Raw genomic sequence first — 14,932 nt, forward strand, 5'->3', positions numbered from 1 at the left:
CCGCCCCGGTGCGTCACAATTCCGTATGGGAGTTCACGAGGCGAAGAAGCGCGTGCTCATCATCGTCCAGAACCTGCCGGTCCCGCTGGACCGCAGGGTGTGGCTCGAGTGCCAGGCGCTGCGCGACCACGGCTACACCGTGAGCGTCATCTGCCCGAAGGGGCCGGGGGACCCGGCACGGCACGACGTGGACGGCGTGGCGCTGTACAAGTACCGGCCGGCGCCCGAGGCGAAGGGGGCCGCGGGGTTCGCGTACGAGTTCGCCTACTCCTGGCTCCGGACGGCCTGGCTGAGCCTGCGGGTCCGTCGCGAGCGCGGCTTCGACGTCCTGCAGGCGTGCAACCCGCCGGACACCTACTGGTTGCTCGCCCACCTGTGGAAGATGCGCGGGGTCCGGTTCGTCTTCGACCACCACGACCTGAACCCGGAGCTGTTCCTCTCGCGGTTCGGCAGCCCGAGGTCGGTGGCTGGTCGGATGCAGCTCGCCGCGCTCAGGTGGCTCGAGCGCAGGACGTTCCGCACGGCCGACCACGTGATCTCGACCAACGAGTCCTACGCGGAGATAGCCCGACGTCGCGGCGACGTGCCGCAGGACCGGGTGAGCGTCGTGCGCAGCGGTCCCGACACGACGCGGATGCGGCCGACCGCTCCGACGGTCGACGTGCGCCGCGGCGCGGACCACCTGCTCGTCTACCTCGGGATCATGGGGCCGCAGGACGACGTCGACGTCGTCCTGCACCTCATGGACGAGCTGGTCCACCGCCGAGGTCGGACGACGGTGCGGGCCGCGCTCCTCGGCTTCGGGGACAGCCTCGACGACCTCCGCCGGCTCAGTACGGAGCTCAACCTGGATCCGTACGTGGAGTTCACCGGGCGGGTGGGGCCCGAGGAGATCGGGCAGTACCTCAGCCAGGCCGACGTCGGGATCGGGCCGGACGGGGCGACCCCGCTCAACGAGCTGTCCACGATGAACAAGACGATGGAGTACATGGCCTTCGCCCTGCCCTCGGTCGCCTTCGACCTCAAGGAGACCCGGGTCAGCGGTGCCGACGCGGTGCTCTACGTCCCGGACGGCGACCTCCCTGCGATGGCGGACGCGGTGGAGCGGCTGCTCGACGACGATCGGCTCAGGTCGGAGATGGGCGCGCGTGGCCGCGAGCGGGCCGTCGCGGTGCTGGACTGGCGGCCGCAGCGGGAGTCCTACCTGCGTGCCATCGACCGGGTCGCCGGCCGGGAGCCCTCGACGGTGCCGACCGCCTAGGAGGCTGCCGACCCAGGTGCTGCCCGGGTGAGGGGCGTGGGCACCGCTCGTCACGACCGCCACCCGCTCAGGGGCGGTGCTCCCACGGGTCGACCTGCCCAGCGAGCGAAGGCCGGCCGTCCCCGTCCCACGCCCGGACTGCGGCCCTCGAGATCTCCTCGTCGGTGAGCCAGCGGGCTCCCCTCTCGTCCAGGTGGTAGCCGAGGAACAGGTGCCGTGCCCGCCACGGACGCGCCGCACAGCCGTCGTCGTTCGCCATGACCTCCCGGGGGTCCGAGGCTGCGCTGCCCCAGACCTGCAGGACGGTCGCGCCCGGCTCGAGCAGACCCTCGAGCTGGTCCAGGACGGCCTGCCGGTGGGGCGAGTGCACCCAGACGATCGCGCCCAGGATCGCGCCGGACGCGACGCCTCGGCCGAGCAGCTCGGTACGGATCGCGTCGCCGAGCGCCTCGGGCCGGCGCCAGTCCGCCTCGACGGGAACGTACTCACCGGGGCCGTCCCCGACCGGAGCCCCGCGCGCGGGGCGGCGTGCCACCGCCAGCACCCCGTGCCCGCGCCCGATCAGCTCGTGGCCCGCCCGGCGGAGCATCCCGGTGCCCCCGACGACCAGGACGTACCGGCCGTCCGGGCCGCGTCCGTTCAGCATCTGCTGTCCTCCTCGTCCCCGGTGAGCTCGACCGTAACCGTGGGGCAGGAGCCCTCCGGCCGGGCCGCAGCCTTCCCGCAACCCTGAGACAACCCTCCGTGGCCAGGGTCGATGTCGACCGAGACACCCGAACCAGGAGGAGGCGCTCCATGGCTGTCCAGCTCGACCACGATCAGCACTCCCGCACCCGATCCGCGACGGCGGCGCACACCGATACGACCACGCAGGTCGCCGTCGTCGTCGGCAGCGTCCGCACCGACCGCTTCTGCACGGTGCCTGCCGGCTGGATCACGGAGCACGTACGCAGGCGGGAGGGGCTCGAGGTCGACCTCATCGACCTGGCCGACCACGACCTGCCCGTCGACGTCGGCTCGACGGCCCCGGAGGTGCCCGAGACCGTGGGCCGCCTCGGAGAGAGGCTGGCGCTCGCCGACGCGTTCATCGTCGTGACGCCGGTGTACAACCGCTCCTACCCCGCGTCGCTGAAGAACGCCATCGACCGCTTCTACACCGAGTGGCAGCTCAAGCCCGTCGGCTTCGTCTCGTACGGAGGAATCACGGGCGGCCTGCAGGCCGTCGACGCGCTGCGCGGGGTGTTCACCGAGTTCCATGCCGTGACCCTGCGGGACTCGATCGCCTTCGCGAACTTCTGGGAGGCGTTCGATCACGACGGCTTGCCGCTCGACGCCGCGGGGACCGACCGGCTCGCCGCAGGCCTCCTCGACCAGCTCGCCTGGTGGGCCACCACGCTGCGCGAGGCGCGGACGGCCCGCCCCTACCCGTTCGATACCGCGTGAGGTCGGCACCGGCGGGCACCACGTGGCGGCACTGGGCCGCGCTCGTCATGCTCGGCCTGCCGGTGGTCATGATGGCCACCGACTTCACCGCCCTCTTCCTCGCGCTGCCGGCGGTGAGCGCGGACCTGGCGCCGAGCTCGACGCAGTCGCTGTGGCTGGTGCACATCGGCGAGCTGGTCGCGGCGGGCACGCTCGTCACCATGGGCTGGCTCACCGGCCGCCTCGGCCCCCGCGTGCTCGTGCTGATGGCACTCGGGCTCTACGGCGCGGCGTCGGCGCTGGCCGCCTACGCCCCGACCGTGGAGGTGCTGCTCGTCGCCCGGGCCCTCATCGGGGTGGCGACGGCGGCGACGACCCCCGCGGTGTTCGCCATGGTGCGCTCGATGTTCACCAGCGCCGAGCATCGTGGCATCGCCTTCGCCGTCGTGATGGGCGCCTTCCCCGTGGGCGGAGCACTCGGGCCACCGTTCACCGGCGCGCTCCTGGAGTACTTCTCGTGGGGCTCGGTGTTCCTCGTCAACGTCCCGGTGGCCGTCGTCGCTCTGGTCGGCGGGCTGTGGCTCTTCCCCGGCGGCCACGAGCGGACCACCGACCGGATCGACATCACCAGCGTCGTGATGTCCATGGCTGCAGTCATGCTGGTCGTCTACGGCCTGCAGGAGATCGCCGACCGGGGCGTCACCGCCACCCACGCCGCGGCCGTCGGCGGGGGACTGGTCCTCGGTGCGCTCTTCGTCCGGAGGCAGCGGCGCCTGACCGACCCGCTGCTCGACCTCGGTCTGTTCGCGGTTCGGCTGCTGCGTCGGTTGGCGATCGCCTTCCTGCTCATCCAGGTGGCGTTCTTGACGATCGATCTCGTGCTGGTGCAGCACCTGCAGATCGTGCTCGGGATACCGACCGGCACGCTCGGGCTGATGCTCGCGGCCCCGGGGGTCGCGGCGATCGTCGCGACGGCCGTGACGCCGTTGCTCACCCGCAGGTTCACGCCGTCGGCGGTGATGGTCGCCGGTATCGGCACCGGCCTTGTGGGGCTGGGGTTCATCCTGGTCGCCCTGACCGTGGTTCCGTCGCCCGCGGCGTTCACCGCGGCGCTGTCGATCGTCGCCTTCGGCTCGAGTCCGCCCATGGTGCTGGGGGCACAGCTGATGGTCACGTCCGTGCCGATGCGGAAGTCCGGTCCGGCCGCCGCGCTCCAGGACGTCAGCGCGAGCCTGGGCGCCGCGACCGGGATCGGGGCCCTGGGCAGTCTGGCGCTCGGCATCTTCGGTCGCAGCCTGAGATCCGGGGCGCCCGAGGGCCTGTCCCCGGCGCACCTGGACGCGGCGACCGAGGGCCCCGGTGTTGCGGTCGCCGTCGCCGACGGGATCGGTGGCGCGCTCGGCGGCGACCTGCACGCGGTGACCGAGGACGCCTGGGCCCACGGCACGACGGGGTCGGTGGTGGCGGCACTCGTCGTGGCCGCCGTCCTGCTGGTGCTGGTCGCGCGGGGACTGCGCGGGGTGCGCCTCCCTGCGGAGGACGAGCCCGACGGCCTGCCGGTGGCGCCACCGAGCGAGCGCGGCGATGCCCCGCCGCCGGCCGCGCCGGCCGTCCGATCACCGGTGGCCACGGACGACACGGGTGGCGACTGACGGCGAGGCGGCGCGTCGGCGGGGCGTGGCTGGCTCGGCTCGCCGTCCGCCGGGCACCGTTCGTCGTCCGCCGGGGACCGTTCGTCGTCCGCCGGGCACCGTTCGTCGGGCGTCAGGTCACGTCAGAAGATCGCCGTGAGCTGCCGGCCGGTGTCGATGGTCCGCCCCCGTGCGGCGGCGGCCTCCACCTGGTCCGCGGGAATCTGTTCGACGAGGCGTGCGTGTGTCCGAGACAGGTCCCGCGTCGCCGGCGCGGAGAGGGGTACGCCGCTCCGGTCCCGATGGGCGGCGGCCGTGCCGAGAAGCTCGGCGGCGAACGCGGCGTCGCCGCTCTCGGCGCGCACGGCGGCCGCCAGCTCCAGGACGCCGGCCACCACCGGGACGTCGGTCGAGGGTGGCAGCAGGTCACGCACGGTCGCGAGGTCCTGCTCGGCACGAGCGAGGTCCGCCTGCTGCACCGCGAGGAAGCCGCTCTCGAGATGCGAGCCGACGGCGTGCGTGATGTCGACGCCGCCCCGGGACAGCCAGCGCTCCAACGCGGTACGGGCAGCCGGCAGGTCCCCCTCGTAGCGAGCGAGCATCGCGGCGGCGCCGTCCGCGAAGAGGGAACCGCGCTGGTACACCGTGTCGGCGGCGAACGTCCTGGCCCGGGCGAGGTGTGCGTGTGCCGTGGTCACGTCCCCGGAGCGCAGGGCGGCCGTCGCCGTGGCGCTGAAGTACTCGGACGCCTGGCCCCAGAGTCCGTGGTCGAGGGAGAGGCGCAGCGCCTCGCGGGCGGCCTCACCGGCCCGGACGTGGTCGCCGCGAGCCTCTGCTGCACGGTGGTCGAGGGCCACGACCTGCGACAGCCCGTACCCGTCGCCGAGCTCACGCAGCACGGCCCCGGCATCGCGCCCGTCGGGCAGGCCGCGTGGCTCGTCGAACGAGCTGGCGACGAGGAACCAGTCGCGCTGGCTCGCGGCGACTGCCATGTCCCACTCCTCGCCGGCGTCGGCGAGGACGCCGATGGCCTCGTCGACGTGCCGCTCGCCGTCTGCGCGCAGGCCCAGGGACAGCAGGGTGATGCCGGCGAACCACTGCGCTCGCGCCCGGGCCGGCCCGTGGCCGGAGAAGAGCTCGAGCGCCTCGGCCACCATGCGGGCCTCCTCGCCGGGGTGGCGGCTCAACTGCATGGAGGTCGCGTAGGACATGGCGGCGGCGTAGCCGTCGTCCCGTGGTCCGGGCAGGTCGACGGCCCTGAGCAGGTCGTCGCGCAGGCGGGTGTGACGCCCGGCGAGCCAGTGGTGCCAGAACGTCGCCACGCCGATGGCCACGGCGCTGGCACCGTCGCGACGTCGCGTGGCCTCGTCGAAGGCATGGCGCAGCTGTGTCCTGTCGGCGTCGATCAGGGCGAGCCAGCGCTGCTGGTCCGGGCCCCGGAGCCGGCGGTCGACCTCGCACGCGAGCGTCAGGTAGTGGTCCAGATGGCGACGGGCGACGCCGTCGCGCTCGCCGGCCTCGTCGAGCTTCTCTCCCGCGAAGGCCGAGATGGACTCCAGCAGCCCGTACCGCATGCCCGTGGGTGTCGGCGTCGCTCTGACCATGCTGGAGTCGACCAGGCCGATCAGGACGTCGACGACCTGCGCGACGTCGCCCGACCGGCCGGCCGCCGGGCCGGCGGTCCCGGGGGCGGCACCTCCGCAGATCGACTCGGCCGCCTCGAGCGTGACCGTTCCGGGATGGACGGCGAGCCGGCGCAGCACCGTCCGCTCCGCGTCGTCGAGGAGGGACCAGCTCCAGCCGATCGTCCCGCGCAGCGTCTGCTGCCGCCGGGGCACGCCTCCGCCGGGACGACGCAGGAGCTGGAGCCGGTCGCTGAGCCTCTCGAGCAGCTCGTGCACGGTGATTCCCCGGATCCGGCTCGCGGCCAGCTCCAGCGCGAGCGGGAGGCCGTCGAGGCGACGGCACAGCTCGGTGATGACGACCCCCGCATCCTCGTCCACCACGAGGCCCGGGTCGCCGGCCCGGGCGCGTGCGACGAAGAACCGCGCCGCGTCGCTCAGCACCTCGCCGTCGCCCGGCTCGGTGCTCAGGGTCGCGACGTCGTACCGCCGCTCCGCGGGAAGACCGAGGGGCCGCCGGCTGGTGGTGAGGACCTGCACCTGCGGGGCGCGCGCCAGGATCTCGCCGGCGAATGCGGCGGCCTCGTCCACGACGTGCTCGCAGTTGTCGAGCACCAGCAGCCCGGAGCGCGCCCCGAGTGCGGCCACGACGAGATCGATGGCGCCGCCGCCGGCCTCGCGCCCGGACAGGTCGAGCACGGTCGCTGCCAGCATGGCGAGCCGCTCTCCCGTGGGCGGCTCCCCGTCGCCGGAGCGGGACAGCTCGGTGAGGTCGACGAACCAGGCGTCGCCGTCGGTGTGCGCCTGGTGTCTGCGCGCCCCGTGCAGCGCGAGGCGGGTCTTGCCCACGCCGCCGATCCCGGTCAGGGTGACCAGACGGGCGGTGGCCAGCAGCGAGGCGATCCGACGGGTCTCCTCGCGCCGACCGATGAGAGGCTCCGTCTCGGCGGGCAGGTGCGAACGGGATGCCCGTGGGGCGGCTGCCGCCGGCGACGTCGCCAGCGAAGGGTCGTGGCGCAGGATGCGCTGGTGCAGCGTGCGGATCTGCGGCCCCGGATCCAGGCCGAGCTCGACGCTGAGGTGGTGGCGCAGCGCCTCGAAGGCACCGAGCGCCTCCTCCTGCCTCCCTGCCTGGTACAGCGCGCGCATCAGCGCGGCGACCAGGCGCTCCCGCGCGGGGTGGGTCGCCACGGTGCTCGTCGCCACGTCGATGCCCTGCTCGGGCGTACCGGTCTCGGTCAGCGCCTCCACGAGCAGCTCGACGGCGTCCGCGCGGGTGCTCGAGAGCTCGGCCACCACGGGCGCCAGCCAGAGGTCGTCGGCGAGATCTCCGTACGGTTCGCCGCGCCACAGCGCCAGGGCCTCGCGGACCTCGGCCACCTGACGGCGGGACGGACCCAGGTGGCGGGCGCGCTCGATCGCGCGACGGAACCTGCCGGCGTCGACCGCGTCGGGGTCGAGGTCGAGGACGTAGCCCGCCGGGGTGTGCCGCAGGCGACGGCGGCCGTCGGTCTCGGCCCGGTCCAGTGCGGTACGGAGGCGGGAGAGCTTGGATCGCAGGGCCTTGGGCGGGGCGGCCGGGAGGCGGTCACCCCAGAGCCGGTCGATCAGCGTGTCGGCGGTGATCGGTCGCCCCTCGGAGGCGACCAGCGCCGCGAGGACGGTCCGCAGCTGGCGCTCGGTCAGCTCGACGGCCCGGCCGGCATCGGTGCGGAGCCGAATCGGGCCCAGCACGTCGACCTGCATGTGGCGACTCTACGGGCCCTCAGGCCCTGTGCCGGGCTCAGTGCCAGCCGTCGAGAAGGAAGTAGCAGCCGACGGTCGTCACGACGAAGAAGGCGAACATGACAATGGTCAACCAGGCGTTGACCTCGGGGACGTCGTCCGGGTCGTCGTCGAGATGCTCGAGGTCGTCGAGGTCCGGGTGGTCGACGTCCTCGCGCCGCTCGAGGTCGTCCGGTCGGTCGGGGTCGTCGCGCGGGTCACGGCCGGGCGCCCCGTCGCCGATCTCCTCGGACGTCACGGGGACGGCGTCGTGCCGCCGGCCCGCCTCGCGCCGCGCGCTCATGCCGACACCAGGTGCGAGACGTCGGCGACCAGCCCGACCGCCAGGACGAGGAACACGACGGCGATGAACCACGTGTACATCCACCGCCCCTTGTGGTCCGTCGCCCAGAACCTGCGCAGCGCGGCGATGCCGGAGACGACCGCCACCGCGCACAACGCGATGCCGACCGGTGCCGCGAGGACGCCGGCGATGCTCAGCAGGGGGACGAGCACCGGGATGAGCACGTAGGTGACGACGCAGCGGATCGCCGACACGAACAGTGACAGCCGCAGGCGCCGGTGCGCCGCCGCGTCGAGGTTGCGGTTCGTGCGTCGCACGCGGAGCAGGCGGCGCATGAAGCGGTCCGCCGCGGTCTCGCGGGAGTCCACGGGGTACGCGGGCGTGGTTCCCGACGGCGCAGCGCCCGCGGGCGTGGCCACCGGCGATGACGACGCCGCTCGCGAAGGTCCGACTCCCGACGACGCCGCTCGCGCGGGCCTGGGCAACGGGGCGGTCGCCTGGACGTCCGGCGCGACGGCGGGGGCACCCGTGGCGGTGCCCGCCTCGATCCCGGTGCTCACGCGCTGTCCCCTCTCGACGTCTCGGTGCTGCCCGCCAGCGTACCGCCCGCTCGGGGACCGGTCGGGCGGCGGTGGCCACGGTCGTCCACGCACGTTCGTCCGCCGTCCGCCGTCCGCCGTCCGCCGTCGGTCAGCCGGCCAGGGGCGCGCACCGGCTCGCGAGCCCCCGGCGCAGGTGCTCGACGGCGGCGCGCACGCGCGCCGGTGCACGGCCACCGGCGGCGTGCAGCGCGACGACGTTCGCCTCCGGCGTCGGGACGTCTGCCAGCACCTGGATCAGGGCCCCGCTGCGCACGTGCTCAGCGACGTCCCAGGTGGACCGCATGGCCAACCCGGCGCCGTCGAGGCACCACTGCGTGACGGCGAGCCCGTCGGTGCAGGTGAGCGGCCCGCTCACCGGGACGACCACCTCGCGCCCGTCGAGCTCGAACTCCCAGCCGTCGCGCTCGCCCTCGTGGACCACGAGGCACGCGTGACGGGCGAGGTCGTCGACCGTGGCCGGGGTGCCGTGCGCAGCCAGGTAGTCGGGGGAGGCGACGACGATGCGCCGGTTCGGCAGAAGCGGCGCCAGCTCGAGCGTGGAGTCCGGGACGCGGCCGACCCGGACAGCGAGATCGAAGCCCGGCAGCGAGGCTCCCAGGGGCAGGCTGGACAGCTCGAGGCGGATCTCCAGCCCCGGGTGGAGCGTGTGGAGCTCGCGCAGCAGCGGAGCGAGGTGCGCGCGACCGAGCCCCACGGTGCTGATGACGCGCAGCGGTCCCGCGAGCGTGGCCGTGTCCGGGTGCAGCGACTCCTCGAGGTCGCGGACGGCCTGCAGGAGCTCGGCGCCGCGCTCGGCGTAGCGCCGCCCCTCGGCAGTGGGCTCCAGGCCGCGTGCGCGCCGGTGCGCCAGCGGCGTACCGAGCCGCTCCTCGAGCCCGCGGAGTCGCCGGCTCACGGCCGAGACGGACATGCCCCAGTGGCGGGCCGCCGCGGTCATCGTCCCGGCCGAGGCCAGGACGGCGAAGAACTCGAGATCGTCGACGTCCGCCGCCACGTCCGACCCCTTTGCCTCGTGCGCAAGCACCGTGTGCGGAGACCGCGCTGTCGTATCGCTGGAGGCAACCCTAACCTCGAGGTTGCGGGCGGTGCCCGTGCCGAGTCCACGAGCGAAGGAGCCCCGCGGTGTTCGCCGACTTCTCACCCCTGGACCTCACCCGGGCCCCGACCACGCGGCGTACAGCAATGGGGAGATGGCGCGCGACGCCGTCGAGCTGATGTCCGCGCTCGGGCACAAGCGCTTCGCGGTAGCCGGTCACGACCGCGGCGCACCCGTGGCCGCCCGGCTCGTCGTGGACCACCGGGGACGGGTGAGCGCTGCGATGCTGCTCGACGTCGCGCCTACGCTCGACATGTACGAGGCCACCGACCGCGACCTCGCGAGCGCGTACCGGCACTGGTTCTTCCTCATCCAGCCCGCCCCGATGCCGGAGGCGCTGGTCGGCGCCAACCCCCGCGGCTACGTCGAGGGTGTGATGGGCGCCCGGCACGCCGGCCTCGGGCCGTTCCCGCCGGAGGTCCTCGACGAGTACGTCGCGTGCCTCGACGGCGAGAGCAACGCGTCCGGGCCCGCCAACGACTCCCGCGCGGCGAACGGCATCGACCTCGAGCACGACCGCGCGGACCGGAAGGCCGGGCGCCGGACCTCCGTGCCGCTACGGGTGCTGTGGGCGAGGCACGGGGTCGTCGGGCGGCTCTTCGGCCCGCTCGCCCTGTGGGACCAGGTCGCCGAGTCGATCTCGGGCCGCGCCGTCGACTGCGGGCACTACCTGCCCGAGGTGGCACCGGTGCAGGTCCTCGCCGAGATGCTGGACTTCTTCGGCCGGACCTGACCAGCTGCAGGAGGTCGCCGAGCTGGACCTCAGCACGGTCGAGCTCGAAGCGGCGCGGTCCAGCTCGGCGCCGGTAGTGCCTGCCGGGTCAGCCCTGCGCGACGCGCTCCGCGATCGCTGAGCCGAGCTGCGCGGTCGTGGCCGTGCCTCCGAGGTCCGGGGTGAGTGTCTCCGCCTCGGCGATGACCCCCTCGAACGCCTCGACCACCGCTGTGCCCGCCTCGGTCTCGCCGAGGTGGTCGAGCATCATCGCGGCGCACCAGATCTGTCCGATGGGGTTGGCGAGGCCCTTCCCGGCGATGTCCGGGGCCGATCCGTGGACCGGTTCGAACAGGGACGGGAACGTGCGCTCGGGGTTGATGTTGGCGCTCGGGGCGATGCCGATGGTGCCGGTCGTGGCGGGGCCGAGGTCGGAGAGGATGTCGCCGAACAGGTTCGACGCGACGACGACGTCGAACCAGTCCGGGTGCAGCACCACCTGGGCGGTGAGGATGTCGATGTGGAACTTGTCGACGTCGACGTCGGGGTAGGACCTCGCCATCTCCGCGACCCGCTCGTCCCAGTACGGCATGGTGATGGAGATGCCGTTGGACTTCGTGGCCGATGTGAGGTGCTTCTTCCGCTGCTGCGACAGCTCGAACGCGTAGCGCAGGATCCGGTCGACGCCGGTACGCGTCATCACGGTCTCCTGGACCACGGTCTCGCGGTCGGTGCCCTCGAACATCTTCCCGCCGATCGACGAGTACTCGCCCTCGGTGTTCTCCCGGACCACGAGGTAGTCGACGTCGCCGGGCGCGCGGCCCGCCAGCGGCGAGGGGATGCCCTCGAGCAGCTTGACGGGGCGGAGGCTGACGTACTGGTCGAAGTGCCGGCGGAACTGGAGCAGCGAGCCCCACAGCGAGACGTGGTCGGGGACGATCTCCGGCCAGCCGACGGCGCCGAAGAAGATCGCGTCGAACGTGCGCAGGGTCTCGAACCAGTCGTCCGGGAGCATCTGTCCGTGCTCCTGGTAGTAGGCGGCGCTGGCGAAGCCGAAGTCCTCGAGCTCGAGCGTGAGGCCGAAGCGCTGGGCCGCCGCGCGCAGGACCTTGACGCCCTCGGGGACGACCTCGGTGCCGATGCCGTCGCCGGGGACGACTGCGATCCGGTAGGTGCTCATGGGGTCCTCGTCGCTGCCGGTCCGGCGGGGCCGGGTGCCGCGCCGCTGTGCCGCCCACGGTAGGGGGACGGCGGCGCCGGCGTCGTGACGCGGGAGGAAAGGCCGGGTTGCGCGCGGCGCAATCGCGCGCACGCGGGCCTCTCGTCAGTGCCGCTCGGTCCGGTCGGGCTCGAACTGGGCGGTGAGGGAGCGCAGGAGGTCGGCCAGCGCCTCCGCGTCCCGCGGGGAGGTCTGGGCGAGGAGCCCGCGCTCGGCGTCGAGCAGGTCGGTCATCGTCCGGTCGACGCGGGCCAGTCCCTCCTCGGTGAGGCGGACGTGGACGACCCGCTTGTCGGCGTCGTCCTGGGTGCGCTCGACGAGCCCGGCCGCGACCATCTTGTCGATGCGGTGCGTCATCGTCCCGGACGACACGAGCGTCTCGGCCACGAGCCGCGTGGGCGTGAGCCGGTAGGGGGCGCCGGCGCGGCGCAGCGCGGACAGGACGTCGAACTGCCAGATCTCGAGGTCGGGGCCGGCGAGCGCACGCCGTCGGGCGAGGTCGAGGTGGCGGGCGAGCCGGGTGACGCGGGAGAAGACCTCCAGCGGCGCGACGTCGAGGTCCGGCCGCTCCCGACGCCAGGCCGCCACGATGCGGTCGACCTCGTCGGTGCCCCGTTCCTCCATGGCGAGAGATTACTCGACGTCGAGACAACCCCGCCGTCCCACGGGCGAGCGAGCGCTGTCCGGTCGGACGATGCCGGCGGGGCAGACGCGTTGGGCCGCGCTGTGCTGCGTCGTCGCCGAGTCAATCAGCAATCCACCGAGGCAGTCCCCCGGGTCGACTGACTCGAGAGTTACCCGGCTGACTCGCCGACAGGGACCGGCAAGGGGACGACGAAGGGGGGGGCGGACGAGGGGGCGACGGCGACGGCGGACCAGACGCGGGAACGACGACGGCGGGGGCGGCCGCATCCGCGCCCGCCCCCGCCGTCCTGGGTGCCGTCGGCCCCTCGGGCAGCCCCCAGCCCCTCGGCCGCCCCTCCGTCAGCCCTTGAGGGCCTCGCTCAGCTTGAGTCGCCCACCGGTGTGCAGGATGCCGCGACGGTAGACGCGGCCGGCGATCCAGATGAGGAACGGGATCGTCGCTGCAGCGATCGCCACGGCGATCAGCGCCTCGACCGTGCTGGCTCCGAACCCCTGGCGCATCGGCATGATGAACGGCGAGAGGAACGGGATGTAGCCGAGGATCTGCGTGAGCAGCGAGTCCGGCTGGTTCGGGACCAGGTACATGGCCACGTAGAACGGGACGAACTGGGCGAACATCAGCGGCGTCGTCACGGAGCCGATCTCCTCCTGGCGCGAGACCAGCGCGGCGAAGCCGCCGAAGACCACGGTCCAGATCCCGAACCCGACGAGGAACCACACGAACGCCCACACGGTGACGGTGCCGATCGGGATGCTCAGCGAGGGCAGGAGCCCGGCGATCGCCAGGGCGCCGATCATGCCGCCCACGATCACCACCATGTAGACGAGCGTGTACAGGCCGATGCCGAGCACCTTGCCGGTGAGCAGCTGGGTGGGCTTGATCGTCGCGAGCAGGACCTCCACCACGCGGGAGGTCTTCTCCTCGACGACGCCGGTCGCCACCGTGGCCCCCGCCGTGAGGATGGCGAAGAGCATGAGGGAGATCGTCGCGATCCCGGCGGCGTAGGCCTGCCCGTCGAAGTCGGGACTGTTGAACCCGGTGGCCGCGCCCTCGAGGATCTCCACCTGCGGGGCGCTCGCGGCGATCGCACCCTGCACCTCGGCGGGGTCGCCGCCGAGCTCGGTGATCTGCGTGCTCAGCGCCTCGGTCTGCGCTGCGCCGGCGACGGTCCCGAGGAGCTGCTGGTCGGGGTCGGTGCGGGCGTGGACGGTCAGCGCGTCGCCGTCGCGCGAGACGACGATCTCGGCAGGGTCCTCGTCCCGCTCGAGCTCCTCGGCGAAGGTGCCGTCGGCGGTCTCCTGGATGTCGAGGGGGACGTCCTGCGTGCTCGACGTCGTCTGCAGGTAGGGCACCAGCGAGGCGGCGGACTCCTCGACGGCCACGACCGTGCCCGTGTCCTCGCCCTGGCTCGAGTCCCAGATCTTGTAGCCGACGCCCGCGGCGAGGATGACGACGAGCATGACGATCATCGAGATGATCGACGACTTGGCGAGCAGCCGCGTGCGGAGCTCCCGCTTGATGACCAGACCGACCGCGCTCATCGACGCGCCTCCTTCGTCTTCTTCCTGCCCGAGCCTGCGTCCTCGTGCCCGTCGCGCCCGGCGCTGCCGTCCTTCTCCGCGGCGGAGCTGTCGGAGACCACGTCGCGGAAGAGGTCGGCGAGCGCGGGGCGCACCGGACCGAACTCGACCACGGGGCCGTGGCGCAGCGCCTCGGTGATCAGTGCCTGCTCGGCCCCGGCCGATCCCTCGGGGAGCATGACCTGCGCGGCGGACTTGCCGGCCCCCACCTCGATGTTCTCGGCGACGGCGCCGGGGACCGAGCCGGCGATCGGGGCGAGGTCCAGACCCTCGGCGTCGACGACGACCCGCCAGACCGGCTGGCCCACCGTGCGGAGCTCGTCGATCGTGCCGAGCGCGACCATCTTGCCCGCGGCGATGATCCCGACCCGGTGGCACAGGCGCTCGACGAGGTCGAGCTGGTGCGAGGAGAAGATGACGGGGACGCCCGCGGCGGCGCGCTCCTTGAGGACGTCGCTCATCACGTCGACCGCGACGGGGTCGAGGCCGGAGAACGGCTCGTCGAGGACCAGCACCTCGGGCTCGTGGACCAGGGCGGCGGCGAGCTGCACGCGCTGCTGGTTGCCCAGGGAGAGCTTCTCGACGTCGTCGCCCCGCCGGTGGGCCACGCCGAGGCGCTCGGTCCACCTCTCCATCGCGGAGGTCGCCTCCTGCTTCGACATGCCGTGCAGCCGGGCGAGGAAGACGAGCTGCTCGCCGACCTTCATCTTCGGGTAGAGGCCGCGCTCCTCCGGCATGTAGCCGACCCGACGCCGGGCGTCGAGGTCGAGGACGCTGCCGTCGTGCCGGACCTCGCCGGAGTCCGCGGCGAGGACGCCGAGGATGATCCGCATCGCGGTGGTCTTGCCCGCGCCGTTCGATCCGACGAAGCCGAAGATCTCCCCGGCCCGCACGGTGAACGACAGGTCGGTCAGCGCCCGGACGTTGCCGTACGCCTTGCTGAGCCCGTTGAGCTCGAGGTCGCCCACGTGTCCCCCTTCGTCCGCTCTGGCCGACGTCAAGGGGTGCATGTCCCTGCCGGCTGTGGTCGGGGTCAACCGTACGGGGTGTGACCTCGGTGACCGCCTGACGTC

The 14,932-nt window shown here is 73.2% G+C and carries 13 protein-coding genes; 4 read left to right on the forward strand and 9 right to left on the reverse strand.

The window, feature by feature from the left end; translation table 11 throughout:
• The first annotated feature begins 25 nt into the window (after positions 1 to 25).
• On the forward strand, positions 26 to 1,261 hold the full coding sequence (locus AC24HA_RS04195) for a glycosyltransferase family 4 protein (protein ID WP_425709344.1): 1,236 nt from the start codon (positions 26 to 28) through the stop codon (positions 1,259 to 1,261).
• A gap of 67 nt (positions 1,262 to 1,328) precedes the next feature.
• Here the strand turns inward: AC24HA_RS04195 and AC24HA_RS04200 are convergent, their stop codons facing one another.
• Positions 1,329 to 1,907 carry a Rossmann-fold NAD(P)-binding domain-containing protein gene (locus AC24HA_RS04200; protein ID WP_425709345.1) on the reverse strand — a complete coding sequence of 193 codons (579 nt, stop codon included), beginning with the start codon at positions 1,905 to 1,907 and terminating at the stop codon, positions 1,329 to 1,331.
• 149 nt (positions 1,908 to 2,056) lie between these two features.
• Between AC24HA_RS04200 and AC24HA_RS04205 the strand changes: the two genes are divergently transcribed.
• Entirely contained in the window at positions 2,057 to 2,704 is a 648-nt protein-coding gene (locus AC24HA_RS04205; protein WP_425709346.1) for an NADPH-dependent FMN reductase, read from the forward strand.
• A complete protein-coding gene (locus AC24HA_RS04210; RefSeq protein ID WP_425709347.1) occupies positions 2,701 to 4,335 on the forward strand; it encodes an MFS transporter in 1,635 nt (544 codons plus the stop codon). The genes AC24HA_RS04205 and AC24HA_RS04210 overlap by 4 nt, the downstream gene beginning before the upstream one ends.
• 122 nt (positions 4,336 to 4,457) lie before the next feature.
• On the opposite strand, the gene AC24HA_RS04215 is transcribed toward AC24HA_RS04210, so the two are convergent.
• The 4 genes from AC24HA_RS04215 to AC24HA_RS04230 form a co-directional block, all read right to left on the reverse strand.
• Positions 4,458 to 7,682, reverse strand: a complete 3,225-nt coding sequence (locus tag AC24HA_RS04215; RefSeq protein WP_425709348.1) for an AfsR/SARP family transcriptional regulator — start codon at positions 7,680 to 7,682, stop codon at positions 4,458 to 4,460.
• A gap of 37 nt (positions 7,683 to 7,719) precedes the next feature.
• The gene (locus AC24HA_RS04220; protein WP_425709349.1) at positions 7,720 to 8,004 is read right to left on the reverse strand and encodes a hypothetical protein; all 285 of its coding nucleotides are present in this window, start codon (positions 8,002 to 8,004) and stop codon (positions 7,720 to 7,722) included.
• Positions 8,001 to 8,564 carry a hypothetical protein gene (locus AC24HA_RS04225; protein ID WP_425709350.1) on the reverse strand — a complete coding sequence of 188 codons (564 nt, stop codon included), beginning with the start codon at positions 8,562 to 8,564 and terminating at the stop codon, positions 8,001 to 8,003. The genes AC24HA_RS04220 and AC24HA_RS04225 overlap by 4 nt, the downstream gene beginning before the upstream one ends.
• A gap of 130 nt (positions 8,565 to 8,694) precedes the next feature.
• Positions 8,695 to 9,600 (reverse strand): LysR family transcriptional regulator, encoded by a 906-nt coding sequence (locus AC24HA_RS04230; RefSeq protein WP_425709351.1) that lies wholly within the window; start codon positions 9,598 to 9,600, stop codon positions 8,695 to 8,697.
• Positions 9,601 to 9,796: 196 nt separating this feature from the next.
• Here AC24HA_RS04230 and AC24HA_RS04235 point away from each other — a divergent pair, with 196 nt between their 5' ends.
• Positions 9,797 to 10,435 (forward strand): alpha/beta fold hydrolase, encoded by a 639-nt coding sequence (locus AC24HA_RS04235; RefSeq protein WP_487563581.1) that lies wholly within the window; start codon positions 9,797 to 9,799, stop codon positions 10,433 to 10,435.
• Positions 10,436 to 10,523: 88 nt separating this feature from the next.
• Here the strand turns inward: AC24HA_RS04235 and AC24HA_RS04240 are convergent, their stop codons facing one another.
• From AC24HA_RS04240 to AC24HA_RS04255, 4 genes are all read right to left on the reverse strand, one after another.
• Positions 10,524 to 11,594 (reverse strand): tartrate dehydrogenase, encoded by a 1,071-nt coding sequence (locus AC24HA_RS04240; protein WP_425709353.1) that lies wholly within the window; start codon positions 11,592 to 11,594, stop codon positions 10,524 to 10,526.
• 144 nt (positions 11,595 to 11,738) lie between these two features.
• Entirely contained in the window at positions 11,739 to 12,257 is a 519-nt protein-coding gene (locus AC24HA_RS04245) for a MarR family winged helix-turn-helix transcriptional regulator (protein WP_425709354.1), read from the reverse strand.
• A gap of 360 nt (positions 12,258 to 12,617) precedes the next feature.
• Entirely contained in the window at positions 12,618 to 13,820 is a 1,203-nt protein-coding gene (locus AC24HA_RS04250) for an ABC transporter permease (protein WP_425709355.1), read from the reverse strand.
• Positions 13,817 to 14,869, reverse strand: a complete 1,053-nt coding sequence (locus tag AC24HA_RS04255) for an ABC transporter ATP-binding protein (protein ID WP_487563608.1) — start codon at positions 14,867 to 14,869, stop codon at positions 13,817 to 13,819. Before AC24HA_RS04255 ends, AC24HA_RS04250 begins: the two co-directional genes overlap by 4 nt.
• Between the last annotated feature and the right edge of the window lie 63 nt (positions 14,870 to 14,932).

Source organism: Georgenia sp. Z1491 (genome assembly GCF_057652395.1).